At 57.9% G+C, this 22724-nt stretch carries 16 protein-coding genes and 1 pseudogene; 11 read left to right on the top strand and 6 right to left on the bottom strand.

All coding sequences use genetic code 11. The annotated features are described in order from the left end of the window. On the bottom strand, positions 1-332 hold a 332-nt coding region (locus PHO31112_RS23675), incomplete at its 3' end, for a hypothetical protein (RefSeq protein WP_150623684.1). A gap of 174 nt (positions 333-506) precedes the next feature. Here PHO31112_RS23675 and PHO31112_RS23670 point away from each other — a divergent pair. After that, entirely contained in the window at positions 507-2531 is a 2025-nt protein-coding gene (locus tag PHO31112_RS23670; RefSeq protein WP_150623682.1) for a hypothetical protein, read from the top strand. A gap of 110 nt (positions 2532-2641) precedes the next feature. On the opposite strand, the gene PHO31112_RS23665 is transcribed toward PHO31112_RS23670, so the two are convergent. Beyond that, positions 2642-4957: an autotransporter outer membrane beta-barrel domain-containing protein gene (locus PHO31112_RS23665; protein WP_174995860.1), complete on the bottom strand. Its 2316-nt coding sequence runs from the start codon at positions 4955-4957 to the stop codon at positions 2642-2644. 897 nt (positions 4958-5854) lie between these two features. On the opposite strand from PHO31112_RS23665, the pseudogene PHO31112_RS27775 reads away from it, so the two are divergent. Beyond that, positions 5855-6132, top strand: a pseudogene (locus tag PHO31112_RS27775) (IS3 family transposase); the annotation flags it as partial. Between the two features lie 273 nt (positions 6133-6405). On the opposite strand, the gene PHO31112_RS23660 reads toward PHO31112_RS27775, so the two are convergent. Beyond that, on the bottom strand, positions 6406-8016 hold the full coding sequence (locus PHO31112_RS23660) for a hypothetical protein (protein WP_150623678.1): 1611 nt from the start codon (positions 8014-8016) through the stop codon (positions 6406-6408). Between the two features lie 977 nt (positions 8017-8993). Here PHO31112_RS23660 and PHO31112_RS27265 point away from each other — a divergent pair. The 3 genes from PHO31112_RS27265 to PHO31112_RS23650 all read left to right on the top strand — a co-directional run bounded on the left by PHO31112_RS27265 (position 8994) and on the right by PHO31112_RS23650 (position 11929). Continuing rightward, positions 8994-9161 carry a hypothetical protein gene (locus PHO31112_RS27265; RefSeq protein ID WP_174995859.1) on the top strand — a complete coding sequence of 56 codons (168 nt, stop codon included), beginning with the start codon at positions 8994-8996 and terminating at the stop codon, positions 9159-9161. Positions 9162-9174: 13 nt separating this feature from the next. Further along, the gene (locus PHO31112_RS23655; protein ID WP_150623675.1) at positions 9175-9732 is read left to right on the top strand and encodes a Dabb family protein; all 558 of its coding nucleotides are present in this window, start codon (positions 9175-9177) and stop codon (positions 9730-9732) included. Positions 9733-11266: 1534 nt separating this feature from the next. Further along, positions 11267-11929: a winged helix-turn-helix domain-containing protein gene (locus PHO31112_RS23650; RefSeq protein WP_150623673.1), complete on the top strand. Its 663-nt coding sequence runs from the start codon at positions 11267-11269 to the stop codon at positions 11927-11929. Between the two features lie 243 nt (positions 11930-12172). Here PHO31112_RS23650 and PHO31112_RS23645 read toward each other — a convergent pair whose 3' ends face one another. Both PHO31112_RS23645 and PHO31112_RS23640 read right to left on the bottom strand, forming a co-directional pair. After that, entirely contained in the window at positions 12173-12394 is a 222-nt protein-coding gene (locus PHO31112_RS23645; protein WP_150623671.1) for a hypothetical protein, read from the bottom strand. A gap of 666 nt (positions 12395-13060) precedes the next feature. After that, complete coding sequence (locus PHO31112_RS23640) at positions 13061-14218, bottom strand: GTPase family protein (protein WP_174995858.1); 1158 nt, start codon at positions 14216-14218, stop codon at positions 13061-13063. A gap of 474 nt (positions 14219-14692) precedes the next feature. On the opposite strand from PHO31112_RS23640, the gene PHO31112_RS23635 reads away from it, so the two are divergent. Then, complete coding sequence (locus PHO31112_RS23635) at positions 14693-15025, top strand: hypothetical protein (protein ID WP_150623667.1); 333 nt, start codon at positions 14693-14695, stop codon at positions 15023-15025. Positions 15026-15287: 262 nt separating this feature from the next. Continuing rightward, a complete protein-coding gene (locus PHO31112_RS23630) occupies positions 15288-16325 on the top strand; it encodes a hypothetical protein (RefSeq protein ID WP_150623665.1) in 1038 nt (345 codons plus the stop codon). Between the two features lie 649 nt (positions 16326-16974). On the opposite strand, the gene PHO31112_RS23625 is transcribed toward PHO31112_RS23630, so the two are convergent. After that, the gene (locus PHO31112_RS23625) at positions 16975-17352 is read right to left on the bottom strand and encodes a hypothetical protein (RefSeq protein WP_150623663.1); all 378 of its coding nucleotides are present in this window, start codon (positions 17350-17352) and stop codon (positions 16975-16977) included. A gap of 1192 nt (positions 17353-18544) precedes the next feature. Here PHO31112_RS23625 and tssA point away from each other — a divergent pair. The 4 genes from tssA (at position 18545) to PHO31112_RS23605 (ending at position 22680) form a co-directional block, all read left to right on the top strand. Then, positions 18545-20116: a type VI secretion system protein TssA gene (gene tssA / locus PHO31112_RS23620; RefSeq protein ID WP_150623661.1), complete on the top strand. Its 1572-nt coding sequence runs from the start codon at positions 18545-18547 to the stop codon at positions 20114-20116. A gap of 1 nt (position 20117) precedes the next feature. Next, the gene (tssB, locus tag PHO31112_RS23615; protein WP_150623659.1) at positions 20118-20624 is read left to right on the top strand and encodes a type VI secretion system contractile sheath small subunit; all 507 of its coding nucleotides are present in this window, start codon (positions 20118-20120) and stop codon (positions 20622-20624) included. A gap of 59 nt (positions 20625-20683) precedes the next feature. Further along, on the top strand, positions 20684-22126 hold the full coding sequence (gene tssC / locus PHO31112_RS23610; RefSeq protein WP_246178511.1) for a type VI secretion system contractile sheath large subunit: 1443 nt from the start codon (positions 20684-20686) through the stop codon (positions 22124-22126). A gap of 68 nt (positions 22127-22194) precedes the next feature. Continuing rightward, positions 22195-22680: an Hcp family type VI secretion system effector gene (locus tag PHO31112_RS23605; protein ID WP_150623655.1), complete on the top strand. Its 486-nt coding sequence runs from the start codon at positions 22195-22197 to the stop codon at positions 22678-22680. The last annotated feature ends 44 nt before the right edge of the window (positions 22681-22724 follow it).

Below are 22724 nucleotides of genomic sequence, written 5' to 3'. Positions count from 1 at the left end.
CGCATCGAGACGCTCCCGAGGAGATCGTCCTGATTGAGCACATGCGTGTCTACCGGACGCGAGGCATCGCCCCAGTAGAGCGTGAGCGTGTCGCCCACTTTGAGGTAGGGGTTTTGGGGAATCAATACGATCACCGCGTCGTTCGGATTCGCGACGTCGCGCCAGCCGACGCCACCGTAGGCCTCGGCCACCGGTATGCGGGGTGACTCGACAGTCGCCAGGATGCGGGTCAGGGTGGTGGGCCAAGTGGGCGGTGTCCGGGAGATCGCACCGGCACCATTGCCAGAAGCCCGGAAACGTCGCGGCGGGGAGAGGGGATCGCTGGTGTCCATGAACGTCTCCGAAAGAAGTTGACGCCGGCGGGCAGCGTGAACGGCTTGCTTACAGAACCGTCATAGAGCCATGCGGTTTGTTCACCCACAACTGTTAGCTTTGATAGTTACCTACGTCTCACAAGGACACCCATAATGCGTGCTCCTTACTATGGGTTGCGAAGGAGATGTGCTATGAAACCGACATACTACGAAGGGTTCAGGGTGCGGCGGCGCGCGGCGACGCAGTCCGTAGCCGCAGGAGCTGCGAAGGTCTACCCGCCACCGGAAATTCCGCCAAGCGCTTACGCCCCCCTCCCGTCGGGAATGCCAGACGATGGCCTACTCCTGAATAGTTACAAGAACGCGCCGCTAACGGTTACCATCGACATCTCGAAATTGCCCAACGCGATATATGGGGAAAACGATTTTGTCTACCTCTATCTGGACGGTACGGAGCTCTACAAACATACGATCACTCTCGCGGAACAAACGGCGGGGGGAATCGACCTGGACATTGTCGCGGGGCAGTTGACCCAGGAGAAGCAATACACAGTCACCTACGCTTTTCAGGGGGAGAACAATTCCACGGCGGACACGACCAGCGACCCGCTGACGTTACGTACGATATACACTGCGCCTGGCGAGCCCGATATGCAGGGTCCCGTCTTCGACGCGAACATCGTGTCGAAAGGGCTTACCAACCCCGGACTCACGGCCTTGGGGAACACGCTCCCGTGCGTGATACCGAGCTACCGTGGCAGAGCGGACGGGGACGTGATCAAACCTCGAGTCGTTTTGCAAAGTGGGACTACGCCCGTCGACGCGGCTGAAGTTATGATTCCGTATGGTGGCGCCGGCGCGCAAGTGGACGCTAGCTACACTCGTGCCAACCTCGAGGCGCTGGGCGGCGACGGTGTCGCGATGTTCACCTACACGGTGACCGATCGTGCCGGCAATGTATCCCCGCCGTCGAAAGCCATCTCAATCGATCTGTTCCTGACCAGTCCCATCGGTCAACTGACGGCGCCCACGGTGACGCCGCTCGTCGGCCAAAACAAGGACATGGTCGACGATGCGAGTGCGCGTGTGCTGGAGGTTGAGGTCCCGCCCGATACCACATTGCTGGCGAGGGGCGATCAGATCTGGATCTTGTGGGGCACTGCGAGAATCCCCGGGGGGGAGGTTATCGACCCGGCGGACACGCATATCGTCACCATACCGTATCAGATCATAAGGGACGAAGGCCAAGGATCCGTCGCCGTCAGCTACGAGATTTATCGTGCCAGTACACTGTACGGTTCGTCTCCCTTGGTACCGCTCACCGTCAATCTGGATCAGCCCGGGGGGCCCGATCCCGACCCGTTAACGCCGCAGAACGAAGCGCTCGGGCCCCCGGAGGTACGTTCAGCGAGTTGGCCGACCACGCCGCCAAATGAGATTCCGGAGCCGGACTCCAACCTGGATGCGATGTTCGCGGTCCCTTGGTTGACCGTTGCCGGACCAACGAAGGGTGCGGCGGCTTTTGTTGACGGCGACCAGGTGCAGCTGTTCTACGCCAAGACCGTGGACAGCACCAACACCCCCTTCGACACCAGAACGATCTCCCTAGCGGACGTGACGGCGGCGACGGAGCTTACATACACCTTGCCGGCCAGCGTGATCCAGGCTAACGGCAGCGGTATCTTCAAGGCTTACTATATCGGCGTTCGCTCGGTGGCCAACGGCGTGTCGAACTCTTCCCTGTCTCCCGCGGCAGACGTGACGGTCATCAGCAGCGCCGGCAAGCCTGGCGGGCTTACGGGGCTACCCGCCCCAACGTTCGACGGCCTGACCCGTGCCGATTATCCGGTGGCGGCGGCGGGCCTGGCGATCATGGTGCCCACCGACTACGTGAACGCGGCGGAGGGGGACACGATAACCGTCACTTTCACGGCCAAGTGGGGATCGCAGGGTCAAAGCGGCGAGGACGTCAAGCTGGCGAAGTACGTGGAAACACGCACGGTCGGCGCGGGAGATATGACAGCCAAGTCGATGCGATTCACCGTGCTGCCGGCGCAAGCGCTCTATCTGTACCCCATCTGCCTGGGGGAAGTGGTTTTCGAGGCGACGAACGCATCGGGCTCGGCAATCTCTCCCCCTGCGCTACTCATCGTCGATACGCGCTCCAACCCCGCCCCGCCGGATGACCCCGACCGGCCGACCAAGGTGTGGCGGTAATATTGTCTTGACGACACAAGGGCCGCGCAAGCTTACGCTTGCGCGGCCCTTTTCTCATGCGTATACCACCCGCCACGCTGCCGTCATCTACGGCTTGTGGCGGCCGCCCGTCAGAACGTGTAGCGCACCCCGCCCTGCACACCCCAGGGCTGATACGCCCGGCGCCCGGCGCTGGTCTCGACTTCGCCATAGAGTTGAAGATTGCGCTTGATATAGCCGCTCATCCCGGCGCCGAACTGGACGCGCGTGCCAGACATATCGCTGTTGAACGTGATGCCGTTGACCACGATCTGGTTGTTCTGGACGAACTCCCGGATCGCGGCCAGTTTGACGTAGGGCTGGAGCACTAGGCCGCCGGAGAATTCCAAGGTTTTGCCCACCGCCGCGCCGATGCGCGCCTGCATCGAGGCGGTATGTGCGGTATTGGAAGTCATGGAATTGCTGAGCGCGAGATCGCTGCCGCCCACGCGCAATCTCGAGAAATGGACGTAAGGCTCCACAAACCATCCTTGCGCTAGCTCCATGTGCCGTCCGAACTCGACCGTGAAGCCCACGCCCTTGTTTTCGGAACCGCCGGTCGCGCCGCTTTGATCGCTCATGATGGCCTGGGCATCGTTCTGGAAGCGATTGAACTTCAGCATGGCGTCGACGTAATAGCCCGAGGGGCCCAGCCAGGTCGAGTACAGCCCCGCCGTATAGCTATTGACGCTCCCGGTCGAGCCGCCGTCGAAGCTCAGCTTGCTGTGACTGGTGCCCAGCATCACGCCCGCCAGCCACGAACCGCCCAGGAGTTGACCGAGCGAGACGTCGGCGCCGCCAATCAAGCCATACGTGGTTTGCCGGTAATCGACGCCGTCGACGGGGGTGGCGCGGAATTGCCGGCCAAAGGTACGGACCCAAACGCCGCCGTGGCGCCGATCCTCCAGCCGCAGTTCGCCGAGCCGGCTGCGCAGCACGCTCGATTCCGCATACCAGATGGTCGGGGTAACGCTCGACAGGCCGATCACGGTGCGGGCGCTGCCGGTCAATTCGACCGGAGGGCTGGGCGTTCCGGGCGTTCCGGGAGTTCCAGGCGTTCCGGGCGTTCCAGGTTGCGCTGCCGACGCCGCGAGCACCCAATTGTCGCCCTGCTGTTGGAGCTTATAGGTGTATACGCCGATGTCGACCTTGTTCCCCACCAGGGAAAACGCCGCGTTGCCCCCGCCCGTCTGCACCACGGTCAGCGGTGAGAGATCGCTCGGCTGCGCCCCCGTATTGCGGACCTTCAACTGAAACGTTCCCGTCGCGTTGCCGGTGACGTTGAGCAGATCGGTGGTGCGCGTGCTCAGGTTCGTGCCGAGGAAGAACGTACCCACGCCCGAAAGCGCACCGATCGTCAGGGTATGGGCGGTTGTGCCGGAGCCAGCAGACGGGTTGAACAGGTTGATTTGCCCGCCGTTCATCGCGACGGTCTGCACGTCGCTGTCCGCCGTCATCGACCAGGTCGAATTCGCGCCCACCGTGGCCGACGTCACATTATTCATCGCTCCGGTGATGGCTGCATTGTTCTGCAGCGTGACCGAGCCTGCGTTGCTCAGCGACCCGGTGATCGTTGCGTTGTCCAGCGTGACCGATGTTGCCTTCGTCACCGATCCTGTGAGGGCCGCACGGTTCTGCAAGGTCAGATTGAGCGTTGCGGTACCGTCCCCCACGATATTGCCCGTGATCGGTGAGTTGTCGATCGTCGCATTGGTTGTAATATCGCCTGCTGTCTCCAGTGCATTGCCGTTGCCGCCGGTTAGCGTGGTGCCGTTTTCTATAAGTACGGTCGCGGTATGCCCTCCAAAGTTGGGGTTGGCGAACTGCGGCGACACGAAGATGGCGGCACCGGTGTTTCCGATCACGGTGGTGCCGCTCAAGATCGTGCTCGAGATCGGCGTGGGGTTCGACGCTTCCGTTGTTACGCGTACGCCATTCTTGTCGCCGGTGAGCGTGCCGCCGGTGACGCTCAGCCGTGAGTCGAAGTTGACGACCGCGCCGTTGCCGACGCCGAGGGTCGTAAAAGGACCGCTGCTGACATTGACATTCTGCAGCGTCATCGAACTGTTGTTGGAAAGCGATGCGCCGGCCCAGGTGCCGGTGATGGTGCCCCCACTGACGGTCGCAGTGGGCCGTGGCTGGTTTGTGCGGGTTATGTCGCCCAGCAGGAGGCCGACCCCATTAGTGCTGCTAATGCTCGAATTCTGGATGTTGACCGTCGATCTGGCGCCGACCCTGACACCCGTGGAGTTGCCCGTGCTGGCGGAAGTGGCAATCGTCGCGCCGTTGGCGTTCAGTGTCGAGCCCGTGGCCACGTCGATTTGGTTGGTTGCCGTGCCCGGGGTAACGGTGAGCGAGCCGCCATTGCTCACGGTCCACGATTCATTGGGATCACCGGGCGCGTTCACGGTCTGACTTCCGCCGTTCACGGTGCCTGCGCGTGCGTATTGGCTGACGGCCGCTGCAATCAACGATAGCGCCAATACGTACGTCTGACGCCGGCGCATGGCGCTGGAGGACTTCTGCATGCAAATACTCCTTGCTTGAGGAGCGACGCAAGGTCGCAGCTTCCAACGCTCTGACCGGCGCGGGCTTGTCAATGCCCTCGCCGCGCGCCAGTTGGTACGTAGATTGCGTGCACCTCGTTCAGTTAAGGTGTACTCATTAGAAGTGAAGCCGACCTCGATAAGCAAACTGATAACTTACACAGGATTGACAGGCGCTGAAAATTGTGAATCTGGGGGCAATCGGTTACCCCGCCGCGAGTTGTTCGGCCCGTCTGGCGGGCCTTGACGCGATATTGGGGTTCGAAGGCGGAAACCCGGAAATTTCCGTCAGCCGACGTGCCAATTGACCGGTAAGCGTTGTTGCATAAATAGAAGATTCATCGATGCAACGCATAAAAAATCAATGAATTCGGTGATGTGCGCACATATCGGTCCTGTCGCAATAGCGGTAGTCAGGCAGATTTGGTGGTTTCGAGCTCGGAGGTACCCGGTCGCATCGATGAACGTGACTATCATTTCTGTCGGCAGTCGAGCTCCGCCTGCGCGAAATGCGCTGACGCCTTGCGCAGAATGTCGTTGACCTGCTTGAAGCTCACGGTTCCTCCGCTCCAGCCCCCTGAGCCGATCTGGCTCCTGCGTGCGCGTGTTCGGGCGCAAACCCCGATCTCGCACGCAATGCTGCGGCACTGGTCCTGGATCAGAACTACAGTCATATGGCCGCGTGCCGCTTTGTGGGCGTGGTCGAGTCCGTTTTGCGCCTGCGGGTTGATCAGCGCCCAAGCAGCACATTGCCATCGGGCGTTCTCGACGCGACCGGACGCCGACCTAGTGGTGTAAGCGCTCGATATGGCGTATGAGCAGCGCGGTTAGTACGGTAGTTGCAAGTTTCGCCAGCGACCATGGCGATGCCGGATTGAGCAAAGCATGAGTCTGCGTGGACGGCACCGCAAGCTCACCGGGACATCAGCCGTCACCTGATGCAACGATACAATTGGCTACGTCCGCATCAATTCAATGATGGGGTAGCCCCCACGGTGGCAGAAGAAATACCTAACGCTGTGTCCGGGATGGGTTGACCATTACATTCTGGCTTAAATTACACAGTATCAGTTCGTGCTACGAGCACAGGCCTGGAATGCTCGCTTCCCATAGCCCTCGCGAGCCGCAGAGGGCTGCCAACATTGGTCTGCGCTGTGTTTGCTCAGATACTGTTCAGATTTTGTTCATGTCTTGCTCAGAATAAATTGCGGATTTTTCGGGTGTTGCTCGCACGATGGTGTTGTGACATCAGATTGCAGCGGTGACTTTAAGGCTTTTTCGGGATTTTCTATGAATAGTCTATTTTTTGCTTACTTTCCATTGGCAATCTGGTCGCTGGGGGTGTAGGAAAAGGGAGTTGAGGCCGTTTCGTCAATTTTTAGAATAGGCAGAAACCGGTGTGTCTGCTGCATATAGTCGTTCTGGATAAACTGTGCCCCGGCTAACTGGCTTCCGATATAGAAGATGGCCTCAAGCGGCAGTTGGGAGGGTATATCCTGCGGCCATATGGCGAGAATGGCCTCATTCCATTTTTCAACCTCGTTCCTGATCGGATTGGGCAAGGTCGAGCGGGCCTGCATGCTCAACTCGAAAGCCGCTTTGTCAACGCCTAATGAGCACTGTCGTTCATACCCGGTTATGGCGTAGTTGGCCGTCCAGCCCTGGAGGTCCGTAATCCCCAACTGCGCGCATGGTGCGCTTTTTGAGTAATTTCCCCAGATGCCGCATTTATCTACGCGCTCTCCCGTGTATGCGTCGGTCGGGTACATACAGCGCATGACGAAGGGATGTTGAGCGGGCGCCTCAAACTCCCGCATCACAAAACCAACCCCACCAAGCCAGACCACATCAGTACGCAAGTCGCTACGGAGGTAGAAGGCCGAGACGCCGTTGTGAGCAATAGCTGCCGGGCTGGGATTCCAGGAATGAAAATTTGTGCCGTATCCGGTGACCCGAGCGACGACTCCGTTACACATATAGGCGGCCATGTCTCCTGGGCAGGGGGTGGTATTGAAATAGCGAGCGTTGATGCGAGCGGCCACTTGATTGCCATAGTCGAGCTGGTCAGTCTCATCGAAACCGAATGGGGTTGACGAATCAGGCGCATAGCGTAGCAACGGCAGCCAAGTCCCTGTGGCCTCGTAATAGGCCAACTGTCTAGCTTGCGCCTCTCGCAGTTGAGGCTTGTCGTCCGCCAGATAGTAAAGCGCGTCGATGGCGATTTCGCTGGGATGCGTGGCATCCCAGGCCGCCGCCAACAGTTGCACGTCCGGTGTCAGACCTGCGGCGTTCGCTAGCGCATGCGCTTGCAGAGTTTGGTTGAACGGGGTGGGTGTCTGGACGCTGAAGGAGCATTGCAGGCCGGGGGCGCTACCCAGATACCGGCTTGCCCACTGAGCGGCATTGTTCACACCCAATACCGCGCATGAGGAGTCGTCCCCCACATCGGGATTGGCAGGCAACGCCATTCCCGTCAGATTGCACCCGTGATCAATATCTGTGTCGCGCAGGGGCGCGGCCACTGGATATGCGCACCGCATGGCGTACGACTTGCCTTCGCCCACTGCGGTCAACAGATCCGCCAATACCATACCGATACGTGAACTCGGTGCCGTGCTCGCCACGTCCTGGCGGCGGTACGTAAATGCCAACGACTGCAAGGCTTGATCGGTCGCGTCGAGCTTCCAGAATTGCTTGTCGTCAGTGGCGATGTCGCGCATGAGCACGCCGGAGCAATACCACGCGGGTTTACCTACGCCGCACGTGTTCACCGCCAATTCGTAACGGCGATTGAGCAATGCGGCCACATCGGCACCGGTCAGCGCATGCGCGGCCTGGCTCCAAGCGGAGGCCAGTACAACAACTATCCAAAGCGACATGATGCACTTGGTGTGCATCAACCTCCATGACGGGAACTGCATGCCATGTTCCTCTGTGATTCGGTTTGAATCGGACGTCCGAAGCTATCAAGACGGGTCGGTCAATCAGGCGCTACATCTCGCGATGATGCGCCGCCTGATAGGCCTTTTCTACCTCCGACGAGCTGGTTGCTCGGTACTTCGTGCAGCATGCTCAAGTCTTCGCGGATCTCATCGGCAGGGATAAGAAAAAGCGGCGGGTGAAGAACATTCGCGACCGTAGAAAGTATGGAATGCCGACAGTATCGGTATCGTTTTGATACGCATACTAGCAATCCCAATAGTTGGCTACGGTCTTTGTATATGGCTTTATGGAAGTTCGGCAAACCTGCCTACATGCCCCGGCGCTAGCGGAGAATCGCCATGACGTCCGGCGATTCGCGGTTACCGCAGCCCCCGTCTTGCCCAGTCGGCGCCAAGGTGGGGCGCCTGCCAGAACTGCTGAAACCGCACATTCGAATGACCCGTCCGGCGCCGCAGATGCCGGTAGCTTAGGCCTACGGCGGTATTGGCTGGGCAGCCCGCCGGTGACGGCACGAAAAGCGTCTGGTACATGTTCAGATAGCACTGCATTGGACAGGTGTGCCGGCTACGGCGGCGTGGTGCCACCCACAATTACCGACGATATTGCGACGTTGAGGAGGTCACTGCCTCGTGGTGGGGGCGGGCGGGTAATGCGCCTGCCGCAGTGACTCAGGCTCAGGACATCCGGGCCGTGTATGGGAACACCGAAGTGTTCGTGGCGGTCAAAGGCGGGGGAGGCATAGTGAGTCGGGGCGCGGCGGTAAGCGGTGGCGACAGTTCTTCCATCAAGTCATTGCCCGATTCACAGTTTTTTTATCAGGCACGCCAGATGCCTGATTTAGTCGGGGCCAACGTGGCAGAAGCGGTCCTCGTCCGCCGATAAGCATGGTTGTTCTGACTACTTTTGAGAGAGATGTCCGTGGCACAGCCGACCACCGTCCAGCCGACGCAATCCGATGACGAACCGAGCGACGCACTCGCTCGAAGTTATGTGTGGGTTATGGGCGCTCGTGCGCAAGCTCGGCGTGCGCGGCGTCACGGCGTCGCGCCGGCATGGCACCGTCGTGACATGGGGCGGCGCGGTAACCTGGGGGCGGTGGCAGGTCGTGGGCATCGCACCCTGAAACGGGGGGCGCTATGAAATACTGGCCTATATACGTAATGCTCTGCGTCGCTTTCTTTGCCAACAGCGCACATGCGCAAAATATGACTGCCCGGCTCACCCCGGCGCAAACTCTCTATCTCGCGCTGGATAAGTATGGCCCGGAAGTATTCACCGATCACGCGTACAATGCTCTGCCGATCCGCCACGTCGTCGCGTTTCGTTATCGGATAACAGCTACCGCGTCTGAGCGCCAATCAGTGAGAGAGAGATTCTTGGCGCTCCAGAACCAAGTGCAGCGACCGGGCGGAAAAAAATACAACATTAGCATCGAAGTCGGCACACAGAACTCCGGCGAGCAAAACGATCTGGCGATTGACGATGTGTTCCTGGTCACCTTCTGTTCCGAGGGTGATCGGAATTTCTACGTCGGCAGGCCAATCGTGACGGATCCACAATTCTACGATTCGGCACACGACGCCTTCAAGAGCTTCGCTGCTCCATATCTGGCCAGCGTTATTGTCCTTGACTACAAAATCGCGCTGGCCTCCGCAGAGGCAATACCGTCAATTTGCAAATCCACGAAAGGATGAAGACTCTGAACTGCCGGAGGCTTAAAGGGATTTTTGCCACCGTCGCAACAGCACGTTGAACGCAGCTTCGGGAGGCAAGTCCCGCCAGCGGCTTGCTTAGGACTACATGGCAGTTGCCTGAGACTCTTGCTGGGGCTGAGAAGAAAGCGCGCGCCGGGGCGTGTTTCGATAGCCCAAGCACCATTCGTTGGTAAAGTCGCCAAGCGTCGATATTCCGCACTATCGCGCCGATTGCCGTCATCGCGGCACCGGCAATCAGTGCGCTTTCGACACGTTGATTGCGCCACATCGGATCGACGAACAGATGCTGGATCCCGAGTCCGTCGAAGCCGGCCCGATATGTTCGATACAGAACCGCATAGCCGGTGAGCGCTGCAGTACCTCCTCGGACACCAACACTTCGCTCCACGTCCATCGTGTCACGCCGAAGCGTTGCGGCATTGATCTTTGCGATTGCTCGTGTGGCCGCTCGAACCCAGCGGTCATTTCATCGACACGATTTACGTCGGTCGCTGTGGTCCGTCGGCAAACAATCATATGAAGAGCGAGGAAATTGCATTCCGAACGTCTCCTAATACTATAAAAAACATGTGGGCGTCAATGCAAAACGTTGTGAAATCTCCTTAATCTGGGAGTTGAGCTATTAACTTCGGCGAGTCTCATCGGGCTTGGTAGAGATCCCAACTTTTGAGAGAATGGAGCGCAACAGAAAGAAGCCAAAGGTGTTTTTGATCGCAGTCCGAAAGCATGCGATCTCAGCGGGATAAGAGCAACACCGCGAGCACCCGCCACCGGATGGTCGGCTGGTCCATCGCGGAAATATGTACAAGCTAAGTGCTGATGATGAGCGTCATCTGACGTTTCGCCCACAAGTTCGGTCGCCCCACATTTCCGTTCGGGAAGAATGGAAAAAAATGGAACTCTTCGGGTTCCGAGTTCTACAAGGGTGTCTGATCGCGTCAGATGTCTAGCCGAGATGGTGCGCGCCGCAGCGTCGACCGTCTAGAGCGCCTTTGTCCCCAGACTAACCACCTTCGTGGCGGCTCGAAAACTCGTGCCGTTTTGATCGCATTCATGCGTGCGACCGGTTGTATCCATCTGAAACTCGGACCGAGGGAGCTTCGCATAGGTATTCACTTCACTTCGATTCCTGGTCCGAGTATCAAAGGACCAGGCGTTTAACCTACGTGAACGAAATATATTGATCTTCTATGGATGAACTTGAATTAGACGGCAAACCGGGTGGCCTATGCTCGCAGTGTGTTTTGCCATGCGCCTGCTGCCGGCTGCAACGCTTTGCAGTTGACCAGAAGCCTCCGTGACCAGCAGCAGACTGGCTTGTGCTAGCGCCAGTTCGGCAGAAGATCGATTCGGGGCGGCATGGGCATCTTATTTGCACGGAATCCATGGGCCAGTGGGTAATCCACCTGTTTGATCAGGCCTCATTTAATGGGCGCCATGCACAACCCCGATCAATTTGCATGCCATTTTGTAACGGCGTGGCTAAGATGAACTTTCTATAAGGTATATGCGAATGACGAATGAACAACTTCTTGCGAGCGGGACTCGAATCGATATGATCTTCGATTCGACGACTCGCATACTTGCTAACTCGAAGAACGGTCAACAGAAATACCTGTCCCGCAATGAATCACGTCTCCTCCAACAACTGTTGGGGGGACCTCAGACGAAGGAGGCATTGATCCAGCACATTTGGACGAGCGTAGGTGTAGTAGTCACAGATGCAAGCTATTACCAACTGGTTACTCAGTTGCGCAACAGTCTGGATCAACTCGGATTGCCGAAGCAACTCGTTCGAACTATCCCGCGCTACGGCCTCGAACTGCTCGGACCGTCAGGTCGCGAAGAGTGCGACGAAATGGGGCCGACTGGCGTTGTTGTCGCGCAAGTGGGGGACGACGCCGGGCAGGAAGGTGCAGTTGGGCCGCGTTGCGATATCGTCGAAGCGCCGCTGAGCGCTCCCGCCGGCACGCTGCCGCAAGTTGCCTCAACCACGGGGGTACGGGACCTGGATTCCCGAACGTGGGAATTTGGTGCCGCAGCGTTGTTGTCGATTGCGGCGGCCCTTGTGGCGTTCGTCGTACGCCGTGCCCTTGCCGAGGCCACCGCCAAGATCAGTGAGATTGACCGGCCTCTGACGGTTGTGGATTGGGTTACAAAGCCCGGGCCGAAATGAATGTTACCCACCAGCGTAGTGGTCGTCGTGTAGGTAAGTGGCCCCCGGATCGCGATACGCCGCCTGGCATATTGGACGCCACGATCGGGAGGCCGCAGCAAGCCAGGCCCAAGTTTGCGCTGCTAATACGCACTGAACAACGCTGGGTCAACGAGGTCGGCTTGCTGCGACACCGGCGTCGACCGGCGCTATTGAACGCGCTGCGCTCGGGCAGCCTCCGGGAGGGGGAGGGTTTGCGTCAGTTCAAGTCGTACGGTTCACGTCTGAAGGCATTTCTAACGCATTGGTCAGCGCCTCAATCAACTCGTCAGCCTGTTGAGGCTGAAGAATATACATCGGTGATTTTCGAGGCACCTGGAAATCATCGTCAGGGCTTGTATACACGATGCGTAGAGCAACTACCCGCGCAGAACCGTCTACAGCCCCCACTTCCATATGTTCGACGACAGCCGAGTTCTCAATCATTTGCAACCTCGTTTGGAAAGCAGCGTGATGCATTTCGGGGACTACGGTTTGAGGGTGCACGCGTGTTCCTGATCGTGGAACTTCAGCCTCCACAGGTGCTGTCAAGGCGTGCTCCTAACGTTCGCGCAGTTTCGAGAATGCCTCCCTGCCCAATTCCTGGACGCTGCCATAGCCGCCTACCGATAGGGGTATGACTGAAGCGGTGTGCTTGCCAGGATCGACAGGTTATCTGCATCCCGAGCCGCCCGCACAGCGGTGTCCTCGTCCCGGTCCAGTCCAATGAGTTTTATTGCGTTGAGCAGAGCGGGAGTTTGGTTCAAAAACCTTCCTTGGGCCATGAGCACTGAATCCGCATTCCTGTCCAGCAAGGTCCCCACCGCGAAACCGGTGAAACTCGGAGACCACATTATTTTCATAATTGATGGGAGCATCGCGCAGCGGTAACTATGCACTCGCCGCTCTTGCTGAGCGATTAGCGAGCGCAATCTTATGCCGGTCGATTAAATCGATCCGACGACTCAATGATGTCCTTTCGTGGAATTCACGGCTATCAGAAAACGATCGCGCCATCGGCGGCGGCGAAAGCCAGGCATGAGCATAGTGGAGTCAAAGACCAGTAGGAATCCATGGGGCCGCGTTGCGGCGGACCCAGGATCCCCCGGATGGCTACTTGATGAGCGAACGCAGCTTTTTCCTTGCCTCGTGTAGCGACTCACCATCGATATAGTGAGCGATGGCCGCAGCCCCGATCCCCCTGGTCGTCGCACCAGCAACAGCGACGGATACTCCCGTACCCAGAAGCGGCAGTACCGTTCTAACGATTTGGCGCGCGGCAGTCGCAGTTGCCACAAGTAATCCAAGTGCCACGATGAACTCGCGGATCTCAATGTCGGATAGTGTCTTTCCGCCCAGAACGCCAATCAAGGAAATCATCAGGGCCTGTAATGCAGTCAGCGGAATGATGTCCGATAGCGGGATTGGGATAAGGGCAATGCATGACGCAGCCACGGCGCATAGACTCACGATCTTCGACGCAATCTCTCGCTTAAAGCCATTGAACTTCAAGGCTGCAGAGGCGCCCAACATGGCCTCCGACGGAATCGAGCGACCAATCTCCGTCGCGACGCCTTCGATGTTGAACCGAAGATCATGCTCATCATCGAAATAGGCAACTGCCGGGACTACGCATTTGTATTTAATGCCCCGGCGTTCCAAATGCCACTCCAACTTCTTCTGTATCAATGCGATTCGATCTTGTTTTTCTTTCGTGTAAGGAGGCACCAAGTCCAGCGGCGAGCGAATTCCGTCCACCTGATTGAGAACCACGATCAACTCAGCACGCGCGCTCTCCTCGCCGGTACATTCGACGATCTGCTGCAAATCGTCGAGCGTAGCATCGATGTCGGAGTCAACCTCCGACGCTTTGTGGACAAAAATCAACACGTCCGGAGGCCTGCGGCCGAACTCCAGTTGTAGCAACTGAACGCGCTCGGTCTTCAATTGCCCGGCACCGAGACCCGGCGTGTCTATCCAAGAAATTTCAACTTCGTCTTGTAACTTGTAGCTTTGCCATGAGCAAGTGCTTGTCGTGTCGACTTCGCCTTCAAGCAGAATTTTCCTGTCGACCAGTGCGTTGAATAGCGCGCTTTTACCCGCGCCGCGTCGTCCGACAACCGCCAACCTCGGAGGGCGCTTGTCTACGACGATCCGCTTTATCTCGTCGAGGTGGCTCAAAAGTTCTCGAAAGCGTTTGCGATCTTTTATGGCCGAAGGCAATGAATTAAATGCGCGAATGATCCGAATGATTAAATCAGAGTTGTCCATTTTTCGTACTCCAACACGTAACTTGCTTGCCGGCCTCGCCACCATAGCACAGTTCCGGAGCGCAACAGAGTCTGGAACCATACCGCTCAAGAGCTCACATTCGGTGAGCCTCGCGCCTCAAAAATCGGACTTTTTCGAAATGTCGCTGCTCGCGTTTTCGGTGATATAAACGCGCCTGCGCGCAATGGAGATCAGCGTCAATCCTCCCGAGGAATGTGGGTCGATTGGCGACGATGTAGTGCGCTACGTCGGATAAATCGCTACATTTACCTGATGCCGAAAGAGCGATTCATGCAAGTATGGATGGTGGGGCTCTGCGACAATGAAAAAACGCACGGTGGGCTGCCAACGATGATCGGGCCGCCGCGATCAAAAAGAGCTTTCGCGAGGTGAGGTGAGTCCATGCATCCCGTTTTCGGCGCTAGAGCAGTCCGCTTCCCGCAGCCTCCAACGAAGGCGTCGGCGAGGCCTACTATGCTGGCCGCCAACGTGCGTGAAGTCAGGCAGGCTGACGGGCGGTCCCGACCGTCGTCGAGCCTGAGCCAACTCTCGTTGCCCTTCAAACCACCGACAACCATTGGACAGGTTCAGGGGGGCCTGGGCCAGCGGCTCATTTCTCAGGATCCGTATGCCAATGCCAGGGTGTCAGGCGACGTGCCGCCGGGTTCGACTCACCAATTGTCTGCAACAGCAAAGCACACAGTCGAAATTCGCCAATACCAGACAGGCTGGAGCGACGCCATGCGCGGCTTACCTTGCCTGTCCACCGAACTCGTGTACCGCATCGGCTACCGTGACGCCTCATAACGAGGTAGTCCGCGTCCCATTGCTCCATTGTTGCCTTGGCCCGCTGCGGTATAAGCGACCGACGCGGAACAAATCGGCGCGGCTTCGCCTGCCCGGGAGCGTCGTCACTGCCATCAACGGGATCAGGCCGATAACAGCATGGGTGGATTCTGTTGCGCTCACCGCCATTACCGTTTTGTGATAGATCAAGGCCCGGAAATCTGAGACCGTTAGCGATCGAATCCGAGCCTTCCAAAATCCCTGACAATTCGAGAGCGCGATCATGAACCTTCAACTTGCGGTGAATTCCATGCTGGGGCGGCGCCAAATCCGCGGTTCCGATAGTTTGGAGCAGGCCGTGGCGCGGAAGTTGAATTTTGGGCATCCGACGAAGGTGTCGAACAAAACGATGCAAAAACTGAGCGAGCGTATCAGATCCGCGAGCCCTGACGAACTGCGCCGTACGCAGAACCTCCTTCTCGATAGGGGGACGGGTCTCAGCATAACGATGGCCGCACGGATCGCATCGGTGCACAGGGCGGTGGTTGAAGAAACCTTCGCCCGCCTCAGCAAAGCCTATGACGCGCTCGGGCAACATGAGCAGGTGCAGGTCGCCCTATTTGGCGTAGGGCATACTTATGGCACTCGCCCCTTGGAGGGCTTTCTACAGACGCCCAAATTGATGTTGCCAAGTGATGTCATTGTACGTTCGCCCCAGCAAGGCGATGCTGAATACGGGGCCGTGCCCCACGAGCAAGGCAACGCCAATAGTTTTCCGCCGCCGGATCCGCCGCGCTATGATGGTCTATCGTTTTCCACTATATCGGCGAATACGGGTCTAAGTTTTCGGACTCTGAGCACAACGTCAACGTCTCCGGCCATGTCAACGTTCGGAGATCCCGAAGTTGGACTCGCTCAGCGAGGCGCTGCCCTCGGGCCGGTGCGGCCACCGCCTCCCTCGCGTGAGCCTGCGCGATTTGCCGGGATCGGGCGAAAACAAGTGACGCTGCCGCGTCAGCCCGTACCGGTCGCTATTCCTGTACCACCCGCCGCGACTTTAGCTATTCATGGATCAGAAACGAACGCTATCCATCAATTGCCAACGCACTCGGGAGACAACACTGCGTTGGCTTTCGACACGGTAGCGAGCCAACCTCATAACCGGACATTCGATCCTAAAATCCGAGAAATGCTTGCGCATCCCTCTGTACCCGAAGAGGTGCGAATTTGGGCGAGCGATACGAGAGTAACCGAAGCCGTGATTCTGATCGAGTTGCAATGCAATTACCCAACTGTATATGCGTCTGCCGCCTCGAAGTAGGGGGCAAGAGCCGGAGAATCTGGACGAACCATTGCTCCCACCAACGAAGCCGCGGTGCAAGAGGAACCCCCCCGCGGCTTTTCTACATCGTAACGTGCCGAACTGATCGACATCCTATACGTGCTTAGGGCCGGCGTAAGCGGGCGCGACTTGCCTTCGGAGACGAGATGCGGCTCGTGAGTGACCTGCTGGCACCGCTTGCCTAAGCGCTGGGGCCAAACACCACGGGGAGAGCACGCCCCGACGCCAGGCACTATATCGCCACCGAAGCCAACAGCGCCAGCCATTGCGCGACTTCGTCATTCTGCAGAACTCTCCAACGAGAAAATTCTATTTCCGATCCCGACGGTTCCGTGGGCGGGATTACCGCACCTTGAACATCGTTTCCTCTCCTTTGGAGCGAGTCGGCACGCGACCTGCTACTGGACACGAAACCTCAGGGGAAGCTCAATGCCAGGCATCCAATTCGGCAAGTTTCGTGTGCAGGTCGTCGCAGAGTGCGCCGGGTTTTGTGATTGTGTTGAGAGTACAGGTTGTAGCTTCCGCCCGAGCGCTTTCCGGTAGCCAACATATCGCAAGGACTAACGCTCCACTCAGCCAATCATCTGGCGGGACGCCTGCTGCGATTGCTTCGTCGCTACCTTGGTCGCTATTCTCGCCTGACTGAAAAAATCTCGTTGACCGCGTCGAGAAGGCGATTGAATACGGTTGCAGGGTCTTTGAGAGAGACGCTCCTTGCTTCGTGGTCACTGAAAACCCTGGCTAGGGGGTAGAGCGGATTGGCGCGGTGCTTGTCGGGCAATTGGTGAATTGCGTTAAGAGACTGCTCAAATGCCGATTGCTCGGCTGTCTGGAACCGCGGCTCTGTGGTTTCCATGCCTATCGGTTGCTGGATTTGCCGAGTGGACATTCGATAGCGCATCCATGGGATCTCTGCGATGAGACGCCCAAGAAGCGCACCGCGCGCGCTTGCCTCGGTTCGCGCGATCTCCCCCAACAATTCCGTAAAGGCTTCGGAATTGGTCACCCCATGACGGATCTTCTAATCGATTTAGTCCTCACGCAGACGATTGCTGGCCACCAGATGCACGTGTTTGCTGGTTAGGGCCAAATTCAGCGAGTCTCTTGGGGGGCGCAAATTTGAAATGATCCGCCTCTGAGCCTCGCCGGGCATATGCTGCGATGAAGGTACTGTCGACACGCTGGAAGATACCGTAGCAACATCGGCTGCCATCCTCTTCTGCTGCCTTCGGGGTACAGCAGCCGCTGTCGCCGAAACGGCAGCGGACTGGACAGAAGAGGCTGAGCCTCCTGAAATTGGCATCACGTCGGCCTCTCGATTTCGATTCGATGATTGGTGGGGAGACAACTGTTTGCTTTGACGATGCCCCGCGTAATGGAAGGTGTCCCTCTCAGCAACGCACTTAACCTAGCGCATCACGCGATCTCAGCGTCGGGACCGATAGTAGCCCGCAGCCCGACCGGAAAATTGCATAAATCGCTCAGTGCCACTCGACGCATGCAGCAAGCAAGAGAAGCGGGCGATGCACAGGCGATAGCGAATTTTCTCACCCGTCGATTCGAGCATCGATTTCCCATACAGATCGAAAAGCATACGACAAGGTGAGTCGCTGCGACACCATCGACAGCCCGCTCCCCCCAGTTTCACTCGCGCACCCCAGAGGACGCCAATCCTGCAGCTGCAAGGCAACCAGATTCTTAAATTGGCTATATTTCATCATTTGAATTTCAAAAAATAAAACAAGTAAAAAAACAAATTTTCAACTTATTTTAATAATTTTCTAATGAATATCTATTTATGAAGTTATCACAATTAACGTGTCACCGTCGGGGCGGTCGCGTAACGCGGTTCAGTGTGAAGTCCTGCGATTTCCATCGCTTAGCTTCAAGCAGGCACCCTGTGCTGACAACGCTGGCGAAGAACGAGAGGTTGACGGGCTGCGTAGAGACCTGAATACGTGTCAGAAACCCACGATTAGGCGTCGAGTGACGCTCTAATTGCTTGATTGTTTGAAAAAGAACTCTGCGCAACAAATGTGCGGTACTGACATTTCAAAGAAATATGAATTCATTCATTAAATATGAATAATTTATTAGTTACATTGACATTAATGTCGTATGAATAGTATTGATAGTTAAACCGAATTCCAAGTCGCAAAGATATAGAATTGGTTCGGGAAAATAAATGAGCATACTCAGTGAGTATTTCTTCGGGAAAAGGCGCAATGATAGCGAATGGTGACATTGGCAACTGCGAGATATCTGCGCCCTCACGTGATGGGGTGCGTACGGGAGAGGATTTTGAACTCCTTCAGGCTGAAATCAGCAAACTGACCGATATTCACGCGAGCGCGGTGATCGAATGGCCGTCGGTCGTATCGCACGCCCAGTCCATCCTGCGGGATGATGGCAAAGATCTCGCTGTCACGGTATGGCTCGTCATCGGATGGCTGCAGCTCGACGGCCTCGCCGGTTTGGCGCGTGGTGTGTGCGTGCTTCGCGATCTCCTCACGCTACATTGGGATACCCTGTTTCCACCGCCCAACCGTCTGCGCGGCCGTCGTAATCTAATCGATTGGCTGTTGACAAAGCTCGAGCAGGATCTGGCTAACGACCGGCTGCCCAAGCTTACGCCGCTACCGCCGCCGGTGTTGGCGGACATGGTGTCCCATTGGAACGAAATCGAAAACTGCTGGCGCCAGCACGACTCCAATGGGCCGGAGTTCTCTCGCGTGTCGGGTCTATTTACCGCCCTGCCGACGGCGCTTGTTTGTGCGCCGGTCGATACTGAACACACAGCGACTGAAAATGACGGACTTACCGCGCTGGTGCCTGACTCGGGCGAGTTCGAAACACTGGAGCAGTCCACTGAACGAGCTTTCCGCGCACTAGGGCCGTTGCTCGACCGTTGTTTCAGCGAGCGGCCGTTCGAGCCTTTCGCCTATCGCCTGAATGCCATTGCGGCTTGGGCTTTCGTTGACGCTGCCCCCCACGCAACGAATGGCGTGACGCATGTGCCGCCGCCCCCCGACGTGGTGAAGAATGCCCTCGCAAAGTTCGCTGAGAGTGCTGAGCCCTTTGCCGCGGCGCGTCTCGCGCAAACGCAGTTGACAAGCGCTCCTTTCTGGCTCGATTTGTGCCGCGTCACGCACCACTCGCTGCAGCGAGCGGGAGCTGCAGCCGCCGCTCAAGATGTTGCTGCGCAGACCTCGTATTTCGTGGGGCGCATACCGAGCCTGCCTAGCCTGAAGTTTTCCGATGGCATGCCGTTCGCCGATTCGGCCACCGTGGCCTGGCTCGAGGCCATCGCACCGCACATCCGTCAGAACGAGCCGCAAGACGCTGCGCCTGACGACGACTGGGCACGCGTCCTCCACGAGATGCGAGCCTGCGCAGCCGCAGGCCGGCTCGACGAGGCGCTCGAAGCACTGGACAGAAGGCGTAGCTACGCAGTGGCAAAACGTGACCAGTTTCTCGCGCATCTTGCACAGTGCGAACTGATCAGGGATTTCGCCGGTGCCGGTGTCGGTTACGCGCTCGCAGCGCTATCCGCGCCCCTGGTCCAGAACATCGAAACCCATCGGTTGATGCAATGGGAACCTGCGCTGGCGCGAGATGCCTTGGCATTGGCGGCCACCGCTGAGCAAGAGGCGTTTGACCATCACGAGAGGAGTGACCTATTGGCGCGGTTGGCGATGCTCGACTTTTCTACGGCTTGGCGACTTGCGCGTACGCGCAAGCCGGGTGTAGTGGACTGTACAGGAGCTTAAGATGGCTGACGAAAAAGGCTCGGCGGCCCCCAGAGAGCGGGTCAATATCGTTTACAAATCCGCAACCGGGGATGCTAAGGAGGACGTGGAACTCCCCTTCAAGCAGTTGGTGTTGGGGGACTTCACGCTGCGCGCCTCCGACGTGCCGCTCGATGAGCGCGACACGATCCAGATCGACCGCGACAATTTCGACGGGGTGATGAAGGCGCAAGGGTTGTCGCTGACTCTGAGCGTTCCTAACCGATTGATCAACGATACGGCGCTCGACGAGTCTCTGGACGTCAAACTGAAGTTCGAGAGTCTGCGTGACTTCGAACCGGACGCCCTGGTCGAACAGGTGCCGGAACTCAAGCAGCTCATCGAACTGCGCAGTGCGCTAAAGGCTCTCATGGGCCCGCTGGGTAATTTGCCGGCCTTCCGCAAGCGCATCGAGATGCTGATCGCTGAACCGCAAATGCGCGAACGCCTGCTCGCCGAGCTTGGCGTGGGCGAGTCGACTAAGGAGTGATGATCGTGGCCAATTCGACACCCCACAAGACACCGGAATCAGGCGGCCAAGCTGCCTGCATCACACCGCCTGAGTCCATTCTCGACGAACTGGTCGAGATCACTCGTATGCGTCCTGGAGATGCTGCGTACGCTGTGACACGGCGAGGTCTCGAGGCCTTCGTCGCCGAACTGCTCGAGCCAGACCGCGCCGTGTCGAAGGTCAGCCAAGCGCTGGTCGACGAGATGATCGCGGCGATCGACGCCAAGTTGTGCGCGCAGGTCGATGAGATTTTGCATCATGCCCAATTCCAGAAACTGGAAAGTGCGTGGCGCTCGCTGAAGTTCCTGGTGGATCGAACCGACTTCCGGGAAAACAACCGCATCGAGATTCTCGATGTCGCCAAAGACTCGCTGCTGCAGGATTTCGAGGATGCGCCCGATATTACCCGATCAGGGTTGTACAAGGCGGTCTACTCCGCCGAGTTCGGGCAATTCGGCGGGGAACCATTCGGCACCATCGTTGGCAATTACGAGCTCACGCCAGGTCCACAAGACATCAAGCTGCTGCAATCGCTTGCCAGTGTTGCGTCGATGGCGCACGCACCGTTCGTGGCCGCTGCGGGGCCGCAATTCTTTGGCGTCGATTCATTTGCCGAATTGCCCAACCTCAAGGACCTGGCCGCAGTCTTCGAGGGGCCGCAGTTCGCTAAGTGGCACGCGTTTCGGCAAATCGAAGACGCGCGCTTCGTTGGCCTGACGGTACCCCAGTTCCTGCTGCGCTTGCCCTATGGCAAAAATACCGTGCCGGCCAGGAAATTCCACTACGAAGAGTCGGTCGAGGCCGGAAGCTCGCGCTTTCTGTGGGGGAACGCCGCATTCGCGTTCGCCAGCCGTCTGGCGGACAGTTTTGCCCAATACCGCTGGTGCGCCAACATCATTGGCCCGCAGGGTGGCGGCACGGTTAGCGATTTGCCCGTCTACCACTACGAAGCGATGGGCGAAATGCAGGCCAAGATTCCGACCGAGGCGCTGATCTCGGAGCGGCGCGAGTACGAACTCGCCGAGCAAGGCTTCATCGCCCTGACGATGCGGAAGAACACCGACAACGCCGCGTTTTTCTCAGCCAACGCCTGCCAGAAACCGAAGTTCTTTGGCAACACGGTTGAAGGGAAGCAAGCCGAATTGAATTTCAAGCTCGGCACGCAGCTACCGTACATCTACCTGGTTAGCCGTCTGGCGCACTACATCAAGGTGATTCAGCGCGAGAACATTGGCACCTGGAAAGAGCGCGCAGACCTGGAAGCGGAGCTCAATCATTGGATCCGCCAGTATGTGGCCGATATGGACACTCCAGCACTAGGCGTGCGCAGCCGTCGGCCGCTACGGCAGGCGGAAATCGTTGTATCGGACGTCGCCGGCGACTCGGGCCGGTATCGTGTGGAGCTGAAGGTGCGCCCGCATTTCAAGTACATGGGTGCGTCGTTCACGCTGTCTTTAGTGGGCAAGCTGGACAAAAGCTAAGGGGGACTGATCGTCGGAAACGCTAAATACCGCTGTTTTTCAGCCACTTTTATTGTGAGGATTAGACCATGCCAATGCCATGCTATCTATCGCTGACTGGCGACAAACAAGGGAAGATCGAAGGTTCGTGCAGCGTCCGGGGCCACGAGGGGAAGATTCTTGTGCAAGCCATGAAGCTGCGCGTCGAATTGCCCAAGAACGAGCAGACGGGAGCCCCCTCCAGCGTGCGTCGGCACGTGGGAATGAGCATTGTCAAGGAAATTGACAAATCGTCGCCCAAGCTCTTTCAGGCGCTGTGCTCCGGCGAACAGATGAGCGAGGTGCTTCTAGAGTTCTGGCGCTTCACCTCCGGCGGTACGGAGGAGAAGTACTACACGATCAAGCTGCAGAACGCCGCTGTGTTCGAGGCCGAGGACTGGGTGCCGAATGTCCTGCTGCCCGAGAACGAGAAATTGGGCCATATGGAGAGTATCGGTTTTTCCTACCAGAAGATCGTCTGGACATGGATCAAGGACGGCATCGAGAGCGAGGACTCGTGGACCGCACCGCGCTGAGGCGACGCCCCCTGACGCCTGCCCGGGGGAAACGCCGCGGGGCA

This window comes from Pandoraea horticolens, assembly GCF_902459555.1.
GTDB classification, from domain to species: Bacteria; Pseudomonadota; Gammaproteobacteria; order Burkholderiales; family Burkholderiaceae; genus Pandoraea; species Pandoraea horticolens.
This window is presented reverse-complemented; position numbering and strand designations above follow the sequence as displayed.

Coding starts and splice junctions, on each gene's coding strand:
- PHO31112_RS23635 (WP_150623667.1), top strand. CDS start 14,693: ATGCTGGCCGCCAACGTGCGTGAAGTCAGGCAGGCTGACGGGCGGTCC.
- PHO31112_RS23650 (WP_150623673.1), top strand. CDS start 11,267: ATGACGAATGAACAACTTCTTGCGAGCGGGACTCGAATCGATATGATC.
- PHO31112_RS23645 (WP_150623671.1), bottom strand. CDS start 12,394: ATGATTGAGAACTCGGCTGTCGTCGAACATATGGAAGTGGGGGCTGTA.
- PHO31112_RS23630 (WP_150623665.1), top strand. CDS start 15,288: ATGAACCTTCAACTTGCGGTGAATTCCATGCTGGGGCGGCGCCAAATC.
- PHO31112_RS23655 (WP_150623675.1), top strand. CDS start 9,175: ATGAAATACTGGCCTATATACGTAATGCTCTGCGTCGCTTTCTTTGCC.
- PHO31112_RS23660 (WP_150623678.1), bottom strand. CDS start 8,016: ATGCAGTTCCCGTCATGGAGGTTGATGCACACCAAGTGCATCATGTCG.
- PHO31112_RS27265 (WP_174995859.1), top strand. CDS start 8,994: ATGACGAACCGAGCGACGCACTCGCTCGAAGTTATGTGTGGGTTATGG.
- PHO31112_RS23605 (WP_150623655.1), top strand. CDS start 22,195: ATGCCAATGCCATGCTATCTATCGCTGACTGGCGACAAACAAGGGAAG.
- PHO31112_RS23640 (WP_174995858.1), bottom strand. CDS start 14,218: ATGGACAACTCTGATTTAATCATTCGGATCATTCGCGCATTTAATTCA.
- tssB (WP_150623659.1), top strand. CDS start 20,118: ATGGCTGACGAAAAAGGCTCGGCGGCCCCCAGAGAGCGGGTCAATATC.
- PHO31112_RS23670 (WP_150623682.1), top strand. CDS start 507: ATGAAACCGACATACTACGAAGGGTTCAGGGTGCGGCGGCGCGCGGCG.